Raw genomic sequence first — 24,325 nt, forward strand, 5'->3', positions numbered from 1 at the left:
AGAAATACAAAATATTAGTATTAAATTAAATTGTATTCTTAATTAAGTATACTTGCCCTTGATATACAATTGACATAATAGCAAGTTTGTTTAGGTTTTGTATTTCTTATTCTGTCATAGGCAATTTTTTTATGTTTTGACTTTTAAAAGACTATGTGCCGATATCGTCTTTAGTAGTCAAACAAAATTATAGCATTAAAATCATCTAACTGTTCTGAACCATGCTGATGTAATTGTGTTTTTTTGTTTTTTTTAATAATAAAAAAACACTTAAAATAATTTTAAATGTAATTGATTGTTAATTTTTTAATTATTTAGGTAAGTATGTAAAAAAAGAACTATTGTTTTAATACTGATTTGGTCAAAGGAAAAAGACAATCTTCAAAAAAAGTTACCTGATTTGACGTTTTATTTTATAAAAAATAAAATCAGTGCAAAAAAAACAGGAAATCATCTCGATTTCCTGTTTTTGAAATAAGGATTAGTTGCTCCTTATTAAGTAGTTTATAAATTTTATTTAATAGTTTTATTGGTTTGTTCCTGACGGATTATTTTTCCGTTTTTTGATTCTTTTACTCAAATTTGGGCAGTTCCTTTTTCCCCTTCCAGATTGTAATTTTCAATCCTTAATTCCACAAAGAGTTTACTAAATCAAAACTAAGAATTAGATTAAATTACATATTTTTCTTATTTGTTTTTAGTGCTAATTAATTGTAAAATAAATAGTTGTGTGTTTTTCTTTGTTGAAAGTGTATTTTTAACAAACAGTTCAGAATGGTTTTGCTTAAACAAAATTATAATTTGCAAATAATTATTAAAAATACTACTAAAATTTAATAATTAAATCACAATCAGCAAATTCAAAATAATGTTCAAAACAACTATTCTATTATCCAATTTATTAAAGGTTTTACTTGTCATTATCATTATAGCAGGACTTGTCAATACTGTGTGTTTTTATAGTTCCACTTCTGCTGCTTATTATGGGTTCTGCATAACTGCTTTACTTTTTGTAATTACTTCATGTTGTTTGTACGTATATGATAGTGAGGTAGTTATTTTTAAATTACCTCTTCTTTTATTCGGATTATGTTGTTTTTATATTCTAATACATTATTTCACCAATACTGGAACACTCGTTTTGCCATTTACATTGTTGTACTTTATTTTTTGCTTCTTAAAGCAACCACACTTTTTAGTACTCCCAACTTCAAATTTGAGCTGTTTTTTGTCAGCATTGCAGTAATTGCATCGGTAGAATCTGTTTACTGCATCACGCAATTTTTAGGAGGATTCAAAAGTCAAAGCAGACTCTTTGCTGTTACAGGCAGTTGGAACAATCCTAATGTTACTGCCATCTTTTTAGCTTTGRCAGTTCCTGTGTTTTTGCATTTATTTCAGGGCAAATATAAAAAAATAGTGCTGACAGGTTTTCTTTCTATACTAATCTCCTTATTATTACTCAAATGCAGAGCCGCTTTTATTGGGACTGTTTTATCCATCATTGTTTTCTATGGTTTAGAATACCAATTCATCAATTGGTTCAAAAATAAGAAAAACAGCACTTCCGCCAAAGCCATATTGATTCTGGGTTTATTGATTATTATTCCAATAGGTTCTCAATTGTATAACGCTAAAAAAGCTTCGGCTGATGGGAGAAAATTCATTTGGAAGGTATCCGCAATTATGGCATCCGAAAAACCCGTGACAGGTTATGGCTATGGTTTTTTTGAAAAAGAATACAATTTATACCAAGTCAATTACATTCAAAACGGCAAAGCAACCACCGAAGAACTAGCCAATGCAGGGCCTGTAATTATGCCGCATAATGAGTTATTACAGAATGCAGTCGAAGGAGGAATTATTGGTTTGATATTGATTTCACTCTTTTTCGGTTCGCTTCTTTTTGCTGTAAAACAAAAAAACAGAACAAATCAAAATGAGTTGAATTTTGAAGCTATTTCTCAAGCAAAAAATAGTTATTTCCATTTAGCTTATGCAGGAGTTGTCGCTTTTATCGGGATGTCGATGGTTAATTCTACCATACAGATTGTACCTATAATGTGTTTGTTAATCATTTATGCTGCTATTGTTTGCAGCACATTAGACCCGATAGAACTTCCTCGATTTCTTTCATTTATCAAAAGAAGCAAAGTCTTTTCTTTTGCTTCTAAAATTGTAATTACCACTATTAGTCTGTATTTGTTATACCTGCTTTTCGGAATAGCTACGGCAGATAGACAAAACAAAAAAGCAAAATTCCTAAATGAAGCAGGACATTATGGACAAGCCCTTCAAATTATGCCTGATTTAGAACCCTATTTAAAAGAAGACAGCCATTATTGGGAAAACTATGGGCGTATTTATTTTAAAACACAAAAATTTCAAGAAGCAATAATTTGTTTCAAAAAAGCACAAGCATTGAGCACTTTACCAGAAATCTATATAGGAGCAGGAATGAGTTATGAAAAATTGCATCAATACCCAAAAGCCATTCAGCAATACGAAACACTCATAGGCTTGTATCCTTCCAAATTTTTATATCGAATGATGTTACTGGAAATCTATTTAAAAAACAAAAAATCCTCTAAAGCAATTGCTCTAGCACAGGAAATTATCCTTCTCAAACCAAAAATCCCATCCGAAAAAGTGGATCGGTATAAAAACATCTGCCGGAGTTTACTGAAGCAACTTACCTTCCAAAAAGTGAACAAGCAATAATTCCAATAACTATATCAAATTCAATCTTCAATTTTTTTAATATCAAATAAATATGTTACACTCCATTAAAATCCTTTTTCTATTCTTTCCCTTATTCCTGCAAGCTCAGTATCCTGCAGCCGTAGAAGCAGCTCTAAAAAAAGCAGGAGCCAATAGATCTGAACTGGAAAAAGCATTGCAGTACAGCAACAAAACCGGCGACTCTTTGAAAATAAAAGCGATGCAATTTTTGATTGCCAATATGGATATTCATTGGTCATCCGATTATTATTGGGAAGATGCCGCTGGCAAAAAAATAGCCTATAGCGAGTTGGATTATCCTGATTTTGAACAAGCTAAAACTGCTTTTGAGGCGATCAGGGAAAAAAATCCGGGACTAAAACCCAAACCCGTCATTTACAAAGACATTGAAGTGATAACGGCTGATTACTTAATACAAAATTTGGAAAAAGCTTTTGTGGTTTGGCATTCTTCTGCGATAAAGAATATCTCCTTTGATGATTTTTGCGAGTACATTTTGCCGTATCGGGTTAGCGAAGAACCTTTGCAGGATTGGCGTACTGGTTATGCTGCTAAATTCAAGTGGATAAACGAACAAATCCCCACCAAGGGATACAAATCGGTTTTATATTCTTTAAAAGATGATTATGTCTTTTGGTTTACCAATACTTGGAAAGATCCGCGTAAAGAACCCCTGCCGAGACTTGGTGCTTTGCAATTACTATTTAGAAAAGAAGGGCCTTGTCCAGACCTTGCCGATTTGGGTGTGTTTACTATGCGCTCTCAGGGAATACCTGCGGCGGTAAATGTAATTCCGTTTTGGGCTACATCCACGGGAGGTCATTTTATGGATACTTTTTTTGATGATACAATGCAAGCCTATAATTGCGATTTTGGAGCAAGATATTTTGGTGAAAATTTAGAAAGGGAGCCTGCCAAAGTCCTTCGTATGACTTATTCTAAGCAGCCCCATACACTAGCCAGTTTTGAAGACAAAAACAATATCCCTGTTGGATTTTTACAACAACAAAATTATATCGATGTGACCAAAGACTACTGGGAAACTACGGATGTAAAATGCCCATTATATCCAGCAACCACACAACCTAAAATTGTGTATGCAACTACTTTTAATGGACTGGTTTGGAGACCTTTTTGGTGGGGAAAGGTAGAAAATGGGCAAACTCTTTTTAACTCCATTTGCAAAGGAACTGTTTTGTTGCCGCAATATTACAGTAACGGAAAATTTATTCCTGCGGGAGCTCCAGTTGTTGTTGGAAATAAGAATAAAGAACTAAAAGTATTACTTCCTGATGTCACACAAACCAGAGATGTTGTAATTGCCGAAAAAGATAAATACCTGCGATTTAAACTGGGAGTAATTTATAAACTATTCTATTGGAATAATGGTTGGAAGCTCATTGAAACTAAGGGGGTGACTAGTGCCATAGAATCGATGTTATTTACCAAAGTGCCTAAAAATGCCTTACTGTTATTCTTGGCCAGTGATAGCAAAGGATTAGAACGTCCTTTTATAATAGATGATACTGGCGAAAGAACTTGGTTTTAAAAGGTCCATAAAATAAAATTTTTTCAATGGCAATTTCAATAATAATATCAAACATCTAAATATGGAAAAAATGATTAAAACACTACTATTATTAAGCATTTGTCTCTACTTCCCCCATAGGAGTCAGGCACAATTAAGTAAAAACCTAAGCAAGCGATTTCCTGCACACATTGTCTATGAAATAGAGAATGTAGTTTCAAAAATAAATTTGACTGAAAACAAACAAATTCAAATTGCTGAAAAGCTTCTTGAGAAAGATCGTTTGGCCAATGTTAGCCTTATCAATGGCGAACCCGTTTCTAAATTAAAATCATATTATACCATTGATGCTAACTTTTTGAAACCCATTTTATCAGCAGAAGAAATCGACGATTATAAGTATCTAATAGATAAAGACAATCGTTTTTTGGCAGCCTTAAAATTTGCAACTCAGCTAAAATTAAGTAAAACACAGCTAAGCGAAATACGCAATCAAAATGATTCCTTAGGCAATGTTGCTCCAATGACGATAAAAAAAACTTTTGGTTTTTATAACACTAATCTCAGTAAGATTCTTTCAAAAGAGCAATACGCTTTGTTAATTCAAACAGTATACAAAGAGCAATCGATAGAAGATGCCAAAAAAGACTGGGCAAAAATAAAACAACTTAAACTGGTAGATGAGAAAAATGAGAAAACCGAATTCACTAAAATTTTTAATTACTACGTGATCAAAAATAGTATTCTGGATGAAAAAGCCGAAAAATACGACAATAATAAGATGGAAGCAGTAACAAAAAGCATAGTACTACAAGAGCCTACAGTTTTAATACGAGCCAATATATTATCTAATGGAATTTATAAAAACAATAGGTATACTACTATTATTAAATTAGAAAAAGAGTTGCAACTAACTAAAATTCAAATTGATACTCTTTTATTCAAATACAGCCAACTCGAACGCATTCGTTTTGAAAATAAAGTAAGAAAATCAACCCTTAACTCACCTACAGAATATGAAAATATTGCCAAAATACTGACCTCAGAACAAGTAAATAAATGGCTCGTATTTAAAAACCAGGATAATGCGGATCAAGAGGCCATGAAGAATTGGGAAAAATTAAAAACGGAAGGTCTTACCAATAATTTGGACAGGGACACTACGGTTAAAGATCTGACTACTTATCAATTGAAATACTTTATGGCCAGAGATCTGGAAATGATATATCACAGTCAGGAAGCCGTTTTGATGAAATGGAATGTCGAACAGAAAAAACCAGAATTATTAAAACAACTCGATATTATAAATCAAACTAAATCTAAAAATACAACTACCAAAAATGCCTTGACCTGGTAGGATTCCCTCCATATTAGAGACAGCGTAGAGGAAACATCAATTTCAATAACAATATCAAATATGAAATGAACATAACCGATAATTGGTCGCAATTGAAAATCATCGAATACCAAAATAAAATAGTAGACGATGAGATAAACACCAATGATGATATGTGGCTCGAGCGACAGCGAACAGGTGAAGCAATTACATCTGCCTGTCGGCAGACAGGTATGACCGATAAAAAACAATAAATATTAACATATGAAAACAAAAATAAAAACACTGTTCCTGGCAATTCTGTGTCTCCCTTTTATGAGTCAGGCACAACTAAGTCAAAACCTGAGTAAGCGATTTCCTGCACACATTATTTATAAAATAGGGGAGGTGGTTTCAAAAATAAATTTGACCGAAGACAAACAAATTCAAATTGCCAACAAACTTCTTGAGAAAGATCGTTTGGCCAATGTTAGCCTAACTAATGGCAAGCCAGTTTCTACATTGAAATCCTATTATTCTATTAATATTAATTTTTTGAAACCCATTTTATCTCAGGAAGAATTGGAGAATTATGAGTATGAAATGAATAAAGACAATCGCTTTCTGGCAGCCTTAAAATTTGCAACTGAGTTAAAATTAAATCCCGCACAAATCAGTGAAATACGCAAGCAAAATGGTTCTTTAGGGGAGGTTTCAAAAATGTCTGCTAAAGAAACGATTTGGATTTATGATGATAAGCTATTCCAAATCTTGTCTAAAGAGCAATTTCTATTGCTGCATAAACTAATTTACAAAGAGCAATCGATGGAAGATGCCAAAAATGATTGGGATAAAATTATAAAACTCAAATTGGTGACTAATGAAAATGACAAAACTGAATTTGTTGAAATTTTGAATTACCACTTTGTCAAAAATGGTTTTTTGGACAAAAAAGCAGAACGATATAATAAGACCCAAAGAGATTCTTTGACTAATAAAATAGCACTTAGTGAACCGTTTCTTTTGACACACGCTAACATATTATCTGACGGCAGCTATATGGACAATAAATTTTCTTCCGTAATCAAATACGAAAAAGAACTGGAACTTACTAAAAGCCAGACAGACACTCTTTTGTTTAAATACAGGCAACTCGAACGTATTAAATCGGAGAATAAAGACAAAAAATTAACTCTTGCTGCTCCTAAACCAGTTCCATCTGAATATGATAATATCGTCCTAATCCTAACTGCAGATCAAGTACAAAAATGGCTGCTCAATAAAAATGTAAAAGAAGCTAAAAAAATAGCTTTTAGAAATTGGGAGCAACTGGAAGTAGATGGTTTAACTACCGGTTTAGATAAGGATAAAACACTAAACGAATTATCTGTTTATGAATTGAGAAAATCGGTGGCTAAAGAGAGGCTGGAGATATATCATACCCAGGAAGCTGTCTTTTTTGTGCATGATGTTGAAAAGGAAAAACCCGAATTGCTAAAACAACTCGATGTCATTATTGCACAAAGTAAATCTAAAAACACAGCCGCCAAAAGCGTCCTGACTTGGTAGAATTCCCACCCAGAACATTTCGCAGCTGAGAAGAGGGAGCGGAAACTGGAAAAGCCTCAACTTTTTGAAAGAAAGCAAAAAAATAGAAGAATCCAACGAATTAATTAACAATAAACCACAAACCGAGAAGGACTCGGCTCCCTCCCCGAAGGGGAGGGCTGGGGTGAGGAACCTTTAAATACAAATCAATGAAAAAAACTACACAAAAAGGAGTATGCCTATTGCTGCTTCTGGGCAGTATGCTGGGCTATTCGCAAGAATCCCCGGATGCTAAAAAGGCGTTGTTGACCGCCAGAATGCAGCTTATAGAGGGCAGCCAGTATTACAATCCTACAGCTGCACTGGCTACTTACCAACAGCAGGCAGCAGCGGGCAATGCCGAAGCCATGAACGGACTTGGTTTACTTTACAGCAAGGGAATAGGCGTTGCAGTAGATGAGCAGCAAGGGATCAACTGGTTCGAGAAAGCAGCTGAAAATGGCTATGCCAAGGCTTGGTACAATTTAGGATTATTGTATAAAGAAGGCGTTGGTGCAACCCAAAGCCAGACAAAAGCCATAGGCTGTTTTGAAAAAGCGGCAAAAGGAGGGTATGATGCTGCATGGAATACCTGGGGAGGAATGGTGATGCAAGGTAAAGGGACTCTACAAGATTATCCTTTAGCAATAAGCATATTCCAGCAAGGAGCAGACAAAGGCATTGGGGGCTGTATTTATTCCTTAGGGTACTTGCATTACAAAGGTTTTGGCTTTCCACAAGATTATGCCAAAGCAATTCAACTGTTCGAGTTGGCTGCCGAAAAAAGAAGTACTGCAGCTATGTATATGCTGGGTTTGTGTTACCGAAATGGTTATGGTGTAACAATAGATACAGAAAAAGCCAAATACTGGCTCAACAAATCGGCGGCATTGGGATTCAAAAATTCTGAAAAAGAATTAGCCGAACCGGAGGCCGAAAATGCCAACCCCAATCAGGCGAAAACCGTTTCTACAAGCATCCCGGAGGTAATTACCATTGCCGAACCCAAGATGCCTAAAACCTTCCTTAAAGTAAAACAACAAGCTATAAAAGGCAATATTAGCGGAGGCTATACAGGATATTTATTGCGTTATGACTTTAGCGGGCAGAACATCATCAGCAAAACCCCGTTACAAATAGACCTCCAGCAAGACGGTAAGGAACTTGCAGGAGTATGGAAAGAAACCGAAGGCGATACAGCCGTCTTTACCGCCAAAATCCATGACGATGCCATCCTGTTTCACGATTCTAAAATAGACCGTACCGAGCATTTTTATAAAGGAGGTCTTAACAGCTATGAATTTAAGGAAGCCAAACTTCAATTATTGCAAACCGAGGAATCCTTGTTTCTGGTAGGCAACCTCCAAATCTATAACATCAAGGAACGGGAGAACGAAAACCCCATGTATCTGATTCTAGAGAAAAAACAAGCCCAAACTGCGATTACACAAGCAAGCGAAATTCTCTCTAAAGTAGCTGTGTACCCCAACCCATTTAGCAGCAGTTTTGATTTGAGTTTTGATTTGGTACAAACTACAAGTATTACAGCCAGCATACACAGTTTAAATGGTAATTTGCTTTATACCACACAATGGAATGGCTTAGCCGCGGGGCAACAAACCAAAACCCTGGCTCTAAACGCACCCACAGGCTACTACCTTTTGCGACTGACTTACGGCAACGAAGTAAAAACAACTATTTTAATTAAAAAATAAGAATTATGAAGAAATATTATATATTAGCCTTTACATTCTTATGTTTATTGATGGGGCAAAGCAGTTATGCGCAGGATTGGCAAGACATGGACTTTGACGCTCAAACAACTGCCATTTTACAGCAATTTGAAAATGCCGGCGTTCAAATCAATGCTTTTACGAGTACTGAAACGTATATCTCTTCGGTAAACAATGACACTAATCCAAATAATGACTTTAGGGACTATAACAATGATGGTGTTGTAAACACAGCCGATATGGGAACATTAATAGCCATAAGTGATGCGGAACTAAATGCTACATTAGCTTTGACTACTCAACTACATGAAGTAGTTGTTTTTAATTATTATCATAATCCTATTTCTTATATTTATTATAATCTTGATTATACTAATCTTAATGCTACGGATGATTATTGTCTTTATTATCCCTTGTATTGTAATTTAATGAATGTAATACCCCCAACAGAAGACGCTTTTATAATCACCGATTCTAATAATCCAAATAGAATCGTTAAAAATGGACAAACGTTAGTAATGGTAAATAGTGGATCGGCAAGAGAAGCAAGTATGAGTATGACAACTTCTTTTGGTGGATATCTAACGTGGTCAGGCACTGGTGTTACCGGAAATGATAGCTCAGCTACTTATTCAGGTACCACTTCAACTTCGGTTGTTGTATCTACCGGATCAGGTGGCATTTCCGCGACAGGAAACATTCAGATTGTGGATGAGAATAAAATCAGTTATCAATCAAAAATTGATGGTATAAAAACAAAAATAAATGATATGGCTGAAAACATTAAAGCTTTCGTAGAATCAAAAACAAGTGGAAGTAAGATTAGTGAAAGTTCAAAATTCTTAACTTTAACAGGAACCATAGAAAGCAAAAATGTGGATATGTATGCCGATGGTACTAAATATGGTAATGCAACATCATTTGATTTAATGGGAACTTTAACACAAACAATGCCGACCATAAAAATTCCTATATATTCAATTGGTGTCGTAAATATGTTTGCTGCATTAAATTTAGGTTCAGCAACTGGATCCATTGATATAAAAGGGGCATTGGATGATTCAACCGCTGCTAAAGCAGAAATTGAAGGAGGTTTTGAAATAGGCTTTACAGCAGTATCTGGATCGGTATCAGCTGAGGTAGGTGATTCTAATCATATATGTGGTGAAGCTAAAGGATCAATCAAAGCAGAGGCATTCAAATATAGAGCCTCCGTAATGACCAATACCGATGGATCAGGTGTTCTTTTGACTCCTACTCTAAAATTAGGAAAAATTTCAGCTGATTTTAGTTTATCTGTTAAAATTAATATGGGCACAATCGATGAAACATGTCAATATAAAGTAGGGGAATATACCATTTGGGAGGCAGAAGATTATCCTTTAAATCCAGTTATACTTTACCAAAAAAACTAAACCCTAAAATCTTAATTTAAATAGATATAATATGAAAAAAATAATCCACTCATTGTTTAAATCGCTTATTTTTTTACCAATACTTGTTATTGGACAATCATCTCCTAGTACAATAGTTAGAAAAACTTATGACAAATTAGATAATGTAAAAATAGACAAAGTAGTATATTATCAAACTCCTTATGCTATATATGGTAATAAACCTGTTGAAACTGACTACTTGCCTTCGTGGTATTGGGGGTATTGCGCAACATCATATCCTTTAGCTTTTAAAAATTATGTTGCAGATGCTAACTCATTTATGCTCCCTCCTAAATCTTTTTCAGAAAAGGAATTAAAAGATTATGAAACAAAATTTAAAAGTTTAAAACTAGAAGATTTAACACTACCATATGTATATTGTTATGGAGAGATTTATTTGACTGATAAAAAAACACAAAAACGGTATATCATGTTATTGAATTATACATTTGAAAAGGAAATACCTAATATGGAATTTAGCAATGTTGACATACATAAATTTAATATTTCAAAAAAGTCAAGATATAAAACCCCTAAAGCTCAGTCAGAAGATAATTTTGTACAACTATATGATTCACCTATTACTATCGACTTCTACGTTTTAGACAATGACGGTGTTTATAAAAAAGGTAATCCTGTAGATATTATTCAAAATGTCATGACAAATAATAACAGTAATATTGAAATTGAAGGCAATCGATTTGATCACTTCTTAGATATGTTAAAACGCTCACCAAATTATATTCGTAGTTATATTGTAAATGGAGAACGTATTTTTGAAACCGTTAAACAAACGCCAAAAGGCATCGTTGTTATAGGCAAGAAAAGAAAACAACTAGATGAAAACGAATCGGATAAGCAATAATTAAGTAGTACTTACAGTATTTGTGACACATACGAGGGCAAACAACACAAATAGCTACATCATAAAAACGGTGTAGCTATTTTATTCCAAAAAATGAAATGATTTAGGATTTATGCTATCCAATATAGGATGAACAAATCATAGGTTATTTGCCAATCTCTAATTGAACACTAGTCAATATGAACAGAACAAACAAATTACTATTTAAGTTATTAATGGTCTTACCAATAATTGCTATTGGACAATCATCACCTAATTCTATAACAATAAAATCTTATGATAAATTAGATAATATAAAAATAGACAAAGTGGTGTATTATGAAAGTCCTTATATTATGATTGCGCATAAACCCATTGAAACTGCCTACTTACCTTCTTGGTATTGGGGTTATTGTGCAACGAACTATCCTTTAGCGTTTAAAGATTATGCCGCAGAAGCCAATTCATTTATGCTCCCTCCTAAATCTTTTTCGGAAACACAATTAAAGGCGTATGAAACAAAATTTAAAAGTTTAAAACTAGAAGATTTTCCAATGCCATACGTATATTGTTATAGTGAAATTTATTTTACAGAGAAAAAGACACAAAAACAATATCTTGCGGTATTAGCCTATAAATTTGAAAAGGAAAGTTCCAATATGGAGTTTAATAAAATAGACATTCATAAATTTAAAGTTCCAAAAGACTGGAGATATAAAAACAGTAAAGCTGAATCAGATGTTTTTGTACAAGTATATGATGCTCCTACTGTTACCAACTACTATGTTCTAGACAAGGATGGTGTTTACAAAGAAGGTGATAATGTAGAAATTCATGAAAGAGTTTTAAAAAACGGTAATAATAATATTATGATTGGAGAAAATCGATTTGATCACTTTTTAGATATGTTAAAACGATCACCTAATTATATTCGCAGTTATATTGTAAACGGAGAGCGTTTTTTTGAAACTGATAAACAAACGCCTAATGGCATCGTTGTTATAGGCAAGAAAAGAAAACAACTGGATGAAAACGAATAATATATTGATATTTTATGCTTACTTATGAGAGTAAACTAATAGACACATAATAAATTAAATAACTTAATAAATTTCCAAAATGAGAACAACATTATTGCTAGTTTCAATTTTAAGTCTTAATTCACTTTATTCACAAACTGAAAAAACAGGAGTTAAGATTGGCACTGATCAAATATCAGCGACTCTTGATGAAAATAAAAGTAAAGAAGGACAGAAAACTGCAAATAAAGGAGATAAGTTCTATAAATATATAGCAGAAAGAATAGTTATTCCTTCAGATCCGAATTTTGTTGGAGGAAGAGTAGTAATAGAATTTGTTGTTCAAACAGATGGATCACTGCGTGTTGATAAAATAAATAATGATCTTGGTTTTGGAATATCACAGCAGTTAAGAAAGATATTTGAAAATTGTAAAGGATGGACTCCAGGAATTAAAGATGGAAAACCAGTAGAGGTAAAATATAGTATGCCTCTAAATATTCAAGGAAACCAGAATTAAGAATACGCTTCTTAAAAAAATAAAGCCATTACAATTTCAAAGCAGAAGTTTGAGATATAAATAATAAAAAAAACATATTCAGAGACGAAGGACAAAAATAGCTACATCATAAAAACGGTGTAGCTATTTTATTCTAAAAAGTGATTTAGGATTTATTATGTTATCCAGTTCTATAAGGCGTTCTCTAAAACGAGAATCTTGTTAGGTTCTGTGGGCTGTTTGAACTTCTTCTAACTAATACCCATAAAGGGAAGCATAAAAATTAAACCCTGTTAACGTTCCCGCGCCTGTAGCCGCCTGCGATTTACAAAGACGAGTTTTTAGATTAAACGAAAATACGAATTAAAACGATAATTCCGCCAAATCCGCAAATGGATACAGACGTGAGTTGGCGGTAGTGTTTTTTATTGATTACTATTGTCATTTAGATAAGGATTTTCAAAAATCTGCCAGTCAGTTGTATTTAAAGATTTACCATCAATATTCATTGAAGTAAATCTAACCTTATATTTTCCATTTTTTTCATAAGCAAAAGATCCGTAACACATATCGTGTCCAACATTAAGTTCTTGGTTTTCATGTTTAATATAAGTGAACAAGGTTTTTGTACAAAAAAACCAGGAAATCTTTCTCGATTTCCTGGTTTGATATGAAGTTGAGTTATTTCTAACTGCTTTTTTGTAAGTATTATTTTGCGTCTTGATTTAAGGATTTATAAACAAGCCCTTCTACATATAAACCTTCATAGAATTTGGCAAAATCAGATAGCTGCATGTGCCGTTTATTAATTGATTGATCTGAAATTTCAGTTCCATTTATTTTCAAACCTTCGAATACAATGTTTTTAATTCCGCGTTCTGGCGAATATCCTTCAATAATTGATAGATTGGCATTTTTTCCATTATAACTCACATTTTTAAAAAATACATTTTCAATTCCACGACCGGGAGCTTTTGCATACTTTTTATTATAGGTAACACGTAAATTGATAAGTTGTCCCTGTTCGAAATCTTCAACTCGGATATTTTCAAAATAAATATTTCTGGCTAAATTTTCGTCAGAGACATTAATAGACATACAGCCTTGGTAATTAATCTGAGGTTCATCATGATTCAAAATATCTATGTTTTCAAATTTTATGTTTTCGATTACTTCGGATTGTCCTGGTTCTGGATTTCCATGGGTTCCAATTAAAATGGGATGCGCTACATCAGCCCAAAGAGTAGCATTTCGTACCGTGATATCCCGACAATCCCCGTAAAATTTCCAGCGATGTCCATAAATGGCGATGCAGTCATCTGAATTTCTCATAAAAACGCCATCAATTAAAACATTGTTATTGCTAAAAAGATCAATGCCGTCACCCCAGCCTCTGGAACTGAAAGAGCGGATGTTCTTTATCGTAAGGTTCGAAGATTGTCCGCTCGATACGGTATAATGATCCGGATTTAAGAAGATTAGATCTTCAATTAAAACGTTGTTTGAAAAATTTACCCCCACACCGTCATTTGCTTTATAAATAATTCCACGCCCGCAGATTCGGATATCCTTTGCATTTTCACAAAGAATTGAGGCTTTTAGAACCGCTCCTCCTGCCAAATAGACTGTTTTGCCATTTGGAACTTTCAACACATTATCTTTGACTGTATGAAAACCTGGCGCAAAATAAATTACATTAGGATCTTTGGGTTTAGGTTTAACGGTTTCGGGTGCATTGGTAAATATATGCAGATTATGAAAAATATCTCCATTAACTTCAAGAGAAAGGTTTGTAGGTCTGTCAAGCGAAAATGTTATGGTGTTTCCCGTTATTTGAGGCTGAAAACCATAAGATAATGGACGAATGCGTGCAGATTTTACAGCTTCTCGATTGCAGGTTACCGAAAATTCAACTGTTCCTTTGAAGTCAAAGTTTACCATCGAACTTTTGCGGACATTATGCATGTCTACTAATGCTTCATATTCATATAAATCCTGCCATTGACCGCCAGGTATTCTAACTTTAACGGTGAAATCGTCATTATGAGGTATACTGTCTGATACGGGAAATGTAATTAGTTGTTGGGCATTTAAACAAAAGTTGATACTAGTCAATAAGAGGATGATAACTATTTTTTTCATTAGAATATGGATTGAATTAATTTTAAATTGAGGATTATTTTTTTATAACAAATTTTGACAATTTAGAATCCGTATTATAATCGGCTTGTACTTTTTTACCGTTGACGATAACCGATTTCTGTTTTTTTTCGGAATACATAGAAACCCTTACCTCATCTTGTCCCTGAAATTGCATATTTTGGTTGTTACCGTCAAAATCAATGATAGTAAAAAATTTGGAAAGTGCATGAATTAATGGCGTTCCATTTCTGCGCAGATAACTGCCATCTGAAATGAACAGTCGTTTTATGTTTTTTGGATTGTTGATATCCGTACCTTCAGGGAATGTCAGCGCCATTAGATAGGCATCAGTATCCCATCCGTTCATCACATTGAGGCTATTGCGGTGTTTGATTCGACCGTCCGCTAACAGGTTTAGATAAATTACTGTAGTTTCTCCATTTTGAGTGATTTTAACACCCAGAAAATCTTTTCCGTCAAAGGGTTCAATAGTTGGTAATTTATCTTTGGTTTGTTCGTTTTTTAAGGTTATTGCCGTAACAAATTTGGTGCGGTTGGTTTCTTGAAAATGACTAATAGACCAGTAGGGTTGTTTTACATCTGGTTCGTGGTCTTTTAACCCTGATTTTTCTTCAAGGCGCATTTTTTCAGGAAAGTCATGAGGTAATCCGCCATCAGGAAATGTCTCTGGATAAAGTGGACGAACCAGCACTTCGGCATCACCATCTTTGATTGATAAATCCAAGCCATGACGTTTTGATTCTCCATTGTAATGCAGTAACCATTCAAACTTTCCAGGTTCATAGGATTCTAGATCGTCTATCACCAGAATTACATCGCCTATCCATAAAAAATGGCGATAATTACGGGAAAACCATTGTGAAGTTGGGCCGGTGGCATCCGTAAAAATGTATTTCATTTTGTCAGTTTCAAGCAGATTATAAAGGTGTCCTTCATTTTTTACTCCGAAATAAGGATCATTTCTGCTTTGGGCTTTTCCATTGAAAAGTGCAACATTGTGTGCTTCGCTCTGACAATAATATTCAGTGTATTCAGGTCTTCCGTAGGACGAATTTCCAGAGTCGATGATTAGGTTTTTACCATTGTGAAAGAGGATGAAAGAACCCGCATCTGCATGTGCATGATTCCATGTGGTACCACATTTGATGCCCAGCATAGTTGCATTGTCTTTCCAAGAATTGCGTAAAGTTGCCCAGCCTAAATCCGAAAATAGTTTTGATTCGGGCAAATCAGGGGCTTTAACCTCTTTTTGATTTGAAAAATCAGGATGCAAAATCAGGCCTTGAGGGGTGTCCATCTCCAAGCTTTCTTTGTCGGAACCTTTCATTGTTTTTTGCAAATACCAATTATAACGATCTTTATGAACTCCCAGATTCCATAATAAAAGGACACAGGAGTTTCCATTTTTTTTGATACTGCCATCTCCAAAATTGACTGAAAGCGGTGTGTCTTTTGTGTAATAAGTCGTTTGAATAAAGAAGTCGGCCATTTTTTCCATAGCCGGAACTTCAGGTAATTTTACCTCTGGAAGTACATTTTGGAAAGCATAACGAAAAAGGAGGTATTGCGAAAAACCAAAGCTGGCGTAGTTGATACTTTCATAAAAACCGCCATCGCGACCGAAAGTCATCGGTTTGTTGTCCATTACATTTCCAGAAAAATTAACCCATTCTGTCGTTATTTCTGAAATTTCGTTAGCCCATTTTTGAGCTTCAGGAATTTCGTTTTTTACTGCCAATGCAGCAAATCCAGCCATATCGACGCAAGCGCTCCACCAATTGTGTCCCATGGTATCGAAAGTGTGGATGTTTGTTTCAGGCGAAAGCCAATCGTCCATTGCGGGTTTAATCCCTAATTTTACGATGCCATCAGCAATTTTTTTTCTTTCGGCAGGATTTAAGTAGCTGTATGCACAATCATATCCTATGGCAATATAATAACTGGTATGAGCTGTTCCTAGTCCACCTTTCCAAGCTGGAGAGCGCTGCAGTAAATCCTGCCCTTCCCAACTTTTTTGACCGATGTAACTAAGCAATACTTGTTTAATTCTTTCTGCAAAACGAGAGTCGCCAGTCATTCGGTATGCTAATCCCAGTTCCTGTAAATCTGGAGCACTAGACTGTTCGCGTTTAAGAATGTCTTCTGCTTTTTGTAACTGGTTCTCCCAAGATTTTTTAACCTCTGAATCATTTTTGATTTGTTCTTTCAAACGGGAAATATTAACATCGGTATGCAATAAGTATTTTCGTCCCTGAGCTGAAGCCGTGATACTAAATGCACAGACAATTATCAAGAATAAGTGTTTTTTCATTTTTTTACTATTATTCATTAATGAATATTTGATTATTTTAAAATATAAAAACTTTGAACAACCGGTATAGCCGATTTGATTTTAGGTTCAACAGTACGTCCGTATTGCCAAGCTATCACAGTAACTTTAATTGGAAATTTGCTCCGAGGTGGAATTTTTGTAAAAATTAATTTTCCATCTTTCCATTTTGCAGGACCTTCATTAACATAGAAATAAACGGGCATCCCGCTATCTGAAGTTGCTTTTAAAGATAGGGAATTTATCCCTTGCTTTATGTTTTGTATTGCTGGAAAACTGATGTGTTGATCAATTCCTTCTTTATTTTGCAATGGTATTTTCATATTGAATTGCTGAACACTACTCTTATATTTTTTGTTTCCCGGATGGCTTGCCATAAGCCAAATGTCTCCAGTTCGTTTTTCATTATTGAGTCCCATTCGGTAGAATCGTACCGAGAAGGTGGTATCATTTATTTTTGCAACTGGCCCGCAAATACGACTTATTATTGGTTTTGATTTGGCATGATCATCTGTCGGTTTTGCTCTTAAAGTATCTGTAAAAACAGATTTTAGATAAAAGGTGAGCCCATCCGCTTCGGGAGAGAACTTGCCGGAAATGCGGGCATGTTGTTTTGGATTGAAAGGAAGTAAAGTTCCATTTTGGCTAAAGCCAAGGTATTGCTCTTTTTTGTCGCGGGTTTTGGCGTAAAATTTTTCGGCAGCACTGGCTGTTTCTTTGTCGAAGTACCAGAAAGCATCTTTTTTATCGCCTTGGTATTGATTATAGGAAGCAGCAGGATATGTTGGTTTAATATCTTTTTTCCAACGCTCTTTAAGCCAGCCTTTTTTTGGATTAATCGGTGTTAACAGAACGGGTTTGTCAAGAGCGGCTGCAGACGACGGTAAACGATATTGTACCGCTTTTTTGATGAACAAATTGAGATAATCTATTAATTCGTCCGAAATATCAAAATGACCGTGTCCGGCATCACATAAAAAAGAGACTGGAGCAGCCGGAAAATGTTGCTGAAAATCGAGTGCTGGCTGTACTCGTGTTTCCAGCCATTCATATTCGCCTTCGATCATTAAACCAGGCACACCATCAATGTTTCGTCTGTTCCAATCCATATTTGGACGTCCAAATCCAGTAAGGTTTGTTAAGGGAGCATCTCCATGAATAGATAGGACTGCCAATGTTCTTTCTGGATTCCATGCCGCAAAATTCCATGGATATGTAGCATAGGCAGAATGTCCTATTGGAATTGCCGGGGCAAATTTGAGCTCTGAGTATCCTGATTCCTCTGCCAAAGCGTTCATAATGGATTCGAACTGCTCTCCGGCACCTTTATTGAAGTCAAATAACATGTCAAATCCAGGAGTTACCCAAACGATAGCAATACCTAATTTAGCCATTTCTTTTCGAAATTTTAGATTTTCAAAAATAGTTTCTTCTGTCATATTATGCTGGCCAATCAAAACGGCTCGAACTTGTTTGCAGTTTTCAGGAATCCACAAAAAGGCACGTGGATGTTCGCCTGTTTCATTAGAGATAATGCTAGAAACCGGAACCGACCACTGCCATTGAGCAGTTTGCGCAAGAAGACTTGAAACAGAGAACAAGGTGATGAAGATAGTGAATACCAGATGTTTCATTGTTTATCTTTAAGTTTTTATTTCTTTCGAAAAAGTATTTAAATTTTGGTTGTCAGGAATCCACATTTTTATTTCATCGGAAGAAAAATCTTTTTTGATGTGGGTTTCAATTGAATCAGGGTATAATATAGCTTTGTATTAATGCAATTGGCAAACATATTATCTATAAAATAAATGTATTGCTTTCCTGCATCTGTTAAAACATAAAAATTTAGTAAATAATAATTTGCTTTCTGAATCTTCACTAATTAAAATCATAATCTTTGGAAATAATTTGATTAAATCCCAAAATTATATATAATTAAAATGGATTGCATTCTGAACTGTTTGTTAAATTTCAACGCTTTTTTGTAAAATGTAGTTTTCTAATATTTTGCGATACAATTTATTCAGATAATTTTTTTGAAGAATTACGTTTTATAAGAACAGGTTTCAATATTATTGTTTTAGGCACAATAGTGTCTGGCTTATCATTTATTTGTGCCAGTAGTAAATTTGCAGCTATTTTTCCCATTTCAAAACCAGGTTGATCAATAGTTGTCAATGAAGGTTCTATTACCGAAGAAATAGGTTCATTGCTAAATCCAACAATTGCAATGTCTTCCGGAATTTTGATACCTTCTCCTTTTAAATATTGCAAGGCACTGATGGCTGCAGTATCATTTGCAGAAAAAATCCCATCAATAGGCATTGGTTGGGAAAGTAATTTTTTAGCACTTTCAATTCCGTCTATTTCCATTAGTTTTGAGTGTATAACCAAGTTGTTGTCCAACTTAATATTATGTTTCTCCAAAGCAGATTTGTAACCCTTATATCTATTTTTATAAATTTCTAATTCTTGTGGTCCAGAAAAATGAGCTATTTTTTTGCATCCCTGCAATATAAGATGTTCTGTTGCATCAAACCCTCCTTGAAAATCATCAATAACCACATTGCTATTGCCTGGAATGTCACAATGTCTATCGAAAAACACTAATGGTGTGCCGCTTTTTTTGAAAATTTGCAAATAATCACTATCCGTAGTTTCCATAGAAATAGAGATTAAGAGACCATCGACTCTGTTTGCCAAAAGGGTATTGGCCATTTTTTGTTCTCTGTTGAATTGTTCCAATGATTGGCAAATGATAACATTGTATCCTGCTTCAGATGCTGTTTCTTCAATACCTGCAATTGCCGAAGAAAAGAAATGGCGCGATATTCTGGGAACAATAACGCCTATCGTGTTGGTCTTGTTATTTCGTAAACTGGATGCCAATAGATTTCTTTGATATCCCATCTCATTGGCTTTTTCAAGAATCCTGTCTTTTGTTTTCTGAGTTACTCTGGAGTTGTTGTTCAAGGCTCTTGAAACCGTTGAACTGTCTATGTTTAATTCTTTGGCGATATCATGTATTGTCACTTTACTGTTTTCCATTATAGAATTGGATTAGTTTTTTTTAAGTTTTTAATTTTATTCTAATAGCAAATTAATATTAGACTAACTCATTGGGTGTAATTATTTTCAGCACGTAGATTTTGTAAGCTCAAAAATAGGCGTTTCACTTTTTTTAAAAACACATAGCTTACTATGTAAAAGAAATGTATTTCTTTTTTGCATTCTTTTTTAAAGTAAAATCTATGTTTGTATGTGTTAAATTAAAATTTTATAAATTAAGTCCAACAGGTTAGACTAATATAGTAGCAATTTTTGAAAATTACTATTTATGGAGCGTTCAATAAAAATAATTTTTCAATTTCCGTCCAATATACATTAGGCAACTCAATTCATAATTTTAAAAAAGACCTTTCTATAACATTTTTTTTCTCGAAACGCTATCTTACAAAATTACGAAAAAAATTAAAATACAATCGATTGTATTTTAAAATAAATATATTACTTTTGCCAAAAAAATAGTCTGTTTTATGCTTTTTTTTAAATAGTAACAACTAATACTTAGATACGTATAATAACGGCAAATGATTTTAAAGTTCGATATGCCTCTTCACCTCAAGATGTGAAAACATACGATACAACAAGATTGCGGGAAGAGTTTTTAATTCGAAATTTAATGTAGCTCGTAGGGTAAATTTGGTATGCACTCATTACTACAGGTATATTGAAGGTGGAGCTGTACTTGTTAAAACTACTTTGGAGTTAGAAACAATTAGTCCCTTAAAATCAGGCTATTTCTTAGGAATAATGAAGCTGTAATTTATCCGCCATGGTCTATGCATTCGGGGTCGGGAACGAGCAATTATGTATTTATTTGGGGAATGGCAAGCGAGAACATGGACAACGGCAATATGGATTTTTGTAAAATAGATGAATTAAAATAAACTTAAAAAAATAATTATGTCAATAAATTTATTTGATTTAACAGGTAAAACTGCTTTAATTACCGGTGGTGTTCATGGTTTAGGAATGGCGATGGCTAAGGGACTTGGACATGCAGGAGCCAAAATTGTAGTAAACGATCTTTCACAAGAAGCCTTAGATAAAGCTGTTGCTGAGTATAAGTCTGTAGGGATTGAAGCTTACGGGTATGTATTTAATGTAACCGACGAAAAAGCTGTAATTGCCAGCATAACACAGATAGAAACAGAAGTTGGCCCTATCGATATTTTAATCAATAACGCAGGAATCATCAAACGAACTCCAATCATTGAAATGGAAGTTGAAGATTTTGCAGCGGTAATAAATGTGGATTTAATAAGTCCTTTTATTGTTTCAAAAAATGTTGCAAAAGGAATGATTCAACGTGGAGGTGGAAAAATAATAAACATCTGTTCCATGATGAGTGAATTGGGCAGAGATTCTGTAAGTGCTTATGCTGCCGCAAAAGGAGGATTGAAAATGCTGACACGCAGTATGGCTACGGAATGGGCCAAATTTAATATTCAAACAAACGGAATAGGACCGGGATATTTTGCAACTAGCCAAACAGCCCCAATTAGAGTTGATGGACATCCATTTAATGAATTTATTGTTAGTAGAACTCCAGCAGGCCGTTGGGGAGATCCTGATGATTTGCAAGGAGCTGCCATTTTCTTGAGTTCAAAAGCAAGTGACTTTGTTAATGGGCATATTGTTTATGTTGACGGTGGAATTCTGGCAACTATTGGCAAACCGTCTAATGAGGTTTAAAAGTGTTTAGGATAAGCTAAGCGGATTTTTTATATAAAAAACATCACTTTTTATGTGATGTTTTTTTTGTTTATGATATAATTCTCATAGAGGTTTCCTTGACTTGAAGTCGATACAGTTTTTTGTCTATCTCAAGACGTTTTTTTCTATAGCTAAAATCTCATATCGGTTATAAACCAAGAGTGTCAATAAAAATATAATGCTGAAGAAATAAAAACGATATTCCAATAATAAGTATTTTAGTATTTCAATTGTTCTTGATAGCATATTGTACTATTTCTAAAGTTATTTTCCTATCAAACGGCATTCTAATTTTTATGGACTTTTATTGTTTTCTATATCAACTCATCGAATTTTTATTTTTTTCTTTCCTTTTTTCAATATCGCATCACATTTTATCCTTCCTTTTGAATTATCAATTTACTGTCATTTGAGCATTTTTTTGTTATTTATTGGTTTTGAATCTATTGTGTGAATTTATACTTTTTTTTGAAAATTTTATTAAATGAAATATCACTAAAAGTGGGTATTGTACAGATGAAATAGATAACCTACTATTGCACAAATTTTGCTTAAAATTTAACAACAATTAACACCAAATTGCTTAAGTAAGTTTAAGACAACTGTTGCCTCTCTATTCCCTTCTAAATCAAATCTATGGAAAAAAAAATACTTCTACTATTCCTATTTTATTCTTGTTTTACTAACTCCCAAGATATCCTTTGGGAAAAATCATACGGAGGAATCCATGCAGATTATCTTTTTGATGCCCAGCCCACAGCCGATTATGGATTTATTCTAGCAGGGAGTTCTCTGTCTGACAAAACAGGGAATAAGAGTGAGGACAATCACGGCGATTTGGACTACTGGATTTGGAAAATGAATGAGAAAGGAGACCTTGATTGGCAAAAAAGCCTTGGAGGAAGTGGTTTTGATCTGCTTCAAAGCATCAAAAACACTAAGGATGGCGGCTTTATTTTGGCCGGTACATCAAACAGTCAGCAAACCCCAAAAGGATCCATTGGCGACAAAAAAGAAAACTGCAAGGGGATAACCGATTTTTGGGTTATTAAACTTAACGCCAAAGGTGACGAACAATGGCAGAAGACTATTGGAGGCAACGGCCAGGATGAATTGCTGTGCGCTTTTCAGACCCTCGATGGCGGCTATATGCTTGGGGGCTCTTCCAATAGTACATTACCTCCTAAAAAAGACATCACGGAAAAAGGCACAATTGATGTAAAACCCGATTTAACAGGTAAGACCGAAAAGTGCAGAGGCAATATGGATTATTGGATTATAAAACTTGACAATACCGGAACTGTACAATGGCAAAAAACTTATGGCGGTGAATATGCTGATGTATTAAGAAGTATGGAACAAACCGCTGATGGCGGCTATATTCTAGGCGGATACTCCAATTCACCACGCTCCGGAGATAAAACTGAGAAAAATAATGGAATTGGGGATTATTGGATTTTGAAAATTGACAATCTAGGTGAAATCGAATGGCAAAAAACATACGGAGGCAATGGAGATAATCAGTTATATGTGATCCATCAAACTAAGGATGGAGGGTATATTGCAGGCGGGAATTCCAATAGCACCACTCAACTTAGTTATAAAGGTGGCACTGTGAGTAATGGCACCGATTACTGGGTATTGAAAATGGATGAGAAAGGGGATGCAGTGTGGAGCAAGACCTACAATTTTGGCAAAGTAGATATTTTGACCTCAATGGTAGAAAACGAGGATCATACTTTCCTGATTGGCGGGTATGCCCAAAGCGAAAGCGACCAAGGAACAAAAGGAAGTTTGCAATTGAAAGCGAGTGGTGATAAAGATGGAATTAACGATTACATCGCTTTAAAAATTAGTGATACAGGCGAAGAGCTCTGGAAGAAGACTGTTGGAAGCAAAGGAGAAGATATTTTAAGGAAACTTATCGAAACCAGAGATGGCGGCTACTTGCTTGCGGGAACTTCCAATTCTAAATCGTCTCAAGATAAAAATTCAACCATTGGCGGAAATGATTTTTGGGTAGTAAAATTGAAAGATAAAGAAAAACCAATTGAGGTAAAAGTAAATATAGAAGCAATCCCTAATCCTGTTACGACTTTTACCAATATAATAATTGGTTATGATTTTGAACAGGGTACAGCATCATTGTACGACCTGCAAGGGAGGCAGCTGCAGCATTTTGAAATACACAGTCGAACCGTTCCTATAGATTTAAGCAATTACCCCCAGGGATTCTACTTGGTAAGCATAAAGACCAATGTGCATACAGATGGGGTGAAATTGATTAAGGGAAGTAATAAATAAACAGACAAAACAGATGAAGTCCCATATAATGACCAAATATTCTTTTT

At 34.4% G+C, this 24,325-nt stretch carries 17 protein-coding genes and 1 pseudogene; 13 read left to right on the plus strand and 5 right to left on the minus strand.

Features of this window, described 5'->3' with window-relative positions; genetic code table 11:
• The first annotated feature begins 1,089 nt into the window (after window positions 1-1,089).
• The 10 genes from AC1DVP_RS05510 (at window position 1,090) to AC1DVP_RS05555 (ending at window position 12,724) form a co-directional block, all read left to right on the plus strand.
• Window positions 1,090-2,721 carry an O-antigen ligase family protein gene (locus AC1DVP_RS05510; protein WP_477182536.1) on the plus strand — a complete coding sequence of 544 codons (1,632 nt, stop codon included), beginning with the start codon at window positions 1,090-1,092 and terminating at the stop codon, window positions 2,719-2,721.
• A 52-nt stretch (window positions 2,722-2,773) separates the two neighbouring features.
• A complete protein-coding gene (locus tag AC1DVP_RS05515) occupies window positions 2,774-4,291 on the plus strand; it encodes a hypothetical protein (protein ID WP_477182537.1) in 1,518 nt (505 codons plus the stop codon).
• A 70-nt stretch (window positions 4,292-4,361) separates the two neighbouring features.
• Entirely contained in the window at window positions 4,362-5,627 is a 1,266-nt protein-coding gene (locus AC1DVP_RS05520) for a hypothetical protein (protein ID WP_477182538.1), read from the plus strand.
• Window positions 5,628-5,692: 65 nt separating this feature from the next.
• The gene (locus tag AC1DVP_RS05525) at window positions 5,693-5,860 is read left to right on the plus strand and encodes a hypothetical protein (protein WP_477182539.1); all 168 of its coding nucleotides are present in this window, start codon (window positions 5,693-5,695) and stop codon (window positions 5,858-5,860) included.
• Window positions 5,861-5,870: 10 nt separating this feature from the next.
• Entirely contained in the window at window positions 5,871-7,154 is a 1,284-nt protein-coding gene (locus tag AC1DVP_RS05530) for a hypothetical protein (RefSeq protein ID WP_477182540.1), read from the plus strand.
• Between the two features lie 188 nt (window positions 7,155-7,342).
• Complete coding sequence (locus AC1DVP_RS05535) at window positions 7,343-8,887, plus strand: T9SS type A sorting domain-containing protein (protein ID WP_477182541.1); 1,545 nt, start codon at window positions 7,343-7,345, stop codon at window positions 8,885-8,887.
• Between the two features lie 5 nt (window positions 8,888-8,892).
• Window positions 8,893-10,320, plus strand: a complete 1,428-nt coding sequence (locus AC1DVP_RS05540) for a hypothetical protein (protein ID WP_477182542.1) — start codon at window positions 8,893-8,895, stop codon at window positions 10,318-10,320.
• Between the two features lie 31 nt (window positions 10,321-10,351).
• On the plus strand, window positions 10,352-11,206 hold the full coding sequence (locus AC1DVP_RS05545) for a hypothetical protein (RefSeq protein ID WP_477182543.1): 855 nt from the start codon (window positions 10,352-10,354) through the stop codon (window positions 11,204-11,206).
• A gap of 179 nt (window positions 11,207-11,385) precedes the next feature.
• On the plus strand, window positions 11,386-12,225 hold the full coding sequence (locus AC1DVP_RS05550) for a hypothetical protein (RefSeq protein WP_477182544.1): 840 nt from the start codon (window positions 11,386-11,388) through the stop codon (window positions 12,223-12,225).
• Window positions 12,226-12,304: 79 nt separating this feature from the next.
• On the plus strand, window positions 12,305-12,724 hold the full coding sequence (locus AC1DVP_RS05555; protein ID WP_477182545.1) for an energy transducer TonB: 420 nt from the start codon (window positions 12,305-12,307) through the stop codon (window positions 12,722-12,724).
• Window positions 12,725-13,128: 404 nt separating this feature from the next.
• Here the strand turns inward: AC1DVP_RS05555 and AC1DVP_RS05560 are convergent, their stop codons facing one another.
• The 5 genes from AC1DVP_RS05560 to AC1DVP_RS05580 form a co-directional block, all read right to left on the minus strand.
• The gene (locus tag AC1DVP_RS05560) at window positions 13,129-13,323 is read right to left on the minus strand and encodes a hypothetical protein (RefSeq protein WP_477182546.1); all 195 of its coding nucleotides are present in this window, start codon (window positions 13,321-13,323) and stop codon (window positions 13,129-13,131) included.
• 88 nt (window positions 13,324-13,411) lie between these two features.
• Window positions 13,412-14,845: a glycosyl hydrolase family 28 protein gene (locus AC1DVP_RS05565; protein WP_477182547.1), complete on the minus strand. Its 1,434-nt coding sequence runs from the start codon at window positions 14,843-14,845 to the stop codon at window positions 13,412-13,414.
• Window positions 14,846-14,879: 34 nt separating this feature from the next.
• The gene (locus AC1DVP_RS05570) at window positions 14,880-17,195 is read right to left on the minus strand and encodes a heparinase II/III domain-containing protein (RefSeq protein ID WP_477182548.1); all 2,316 of its coding nucleotides are present in this window, start codon (window positions 17,193-17,195) and stop codon (window positions 14,880-14,882) included.
• A 14-nt stretch (window positions 17,196-17,209) separates the two neighbouring features.
• On the minus strand, window positions 17,210-18,829 hold the full coding sequence (locus tag AC1DVP_RS05575) for a hypothetical protein (RefSeq protein WP_477182549.1): 1,620 nt from the start codon (window positions 18,827-18,829) through the stop codon (window positions 17,210-17,212).
• 385 nt (window positions 18,830-19,214) lie between these two features.
• A complete protein-coding gene (locus tag AC1DVP_RS05580; protein WP_477182550.1) occupies window positions 19,215-20,243 on the minus strand; it encodes a LacI family DNA-binding transcriptional regulator in 1,029 nt (342 codons plus the stop codon).
• 761 nt (window positions 20,244-21,004) lie between these two features.
• Between AC1DVP_RS05580 and AC1DVP_RS05585 the strand changes: the two are divergent.
• The 3 genes and pseudogenes from AC1DVP_RS05585 to AC1DVP_RS05595 form a co-directional block, all read left to right on the plus strand.
• A pseudogene (locus tag AC1DVP_RS05585) lies at window positions 21,005-21,145 on the plus strand (5-dehydro-4-deoxy-D-glucuronate isomerase); the annotation flags it as partial.
• 16 nt (window positions 21,146-21,161) lie between these two features.
• Window positions 21,162-21,953 (plus strand): gluconate 5-dehydrogenase, encoded by a 792-nt coding sequence (locus AC1DVP_RS05590; RefSeq protein ID WP_477182551.1) that lies wholly within the window; start codon window positions 21,162-21,164, stop codon window positions 21,951-21,953.
• A gap of 657 nt (window positions 21,954-22,610) precedes the next feature.
• Entirely contained in the window at window positions 22,611-24,278 is a 1,668-nt protein-coding gene (locus tag AC1DVP_RS05595) for a T9SS type A sorting domain-containing protein (protein ID WP_477182552.1), read from the plus strand.
• The last annotated feature ends 47 nt before the right edge of the window (window positions 24,279-24,325 follow it).

The organism is Flavobacterium sp. P3_A6 (assembly GCF_056403035.1).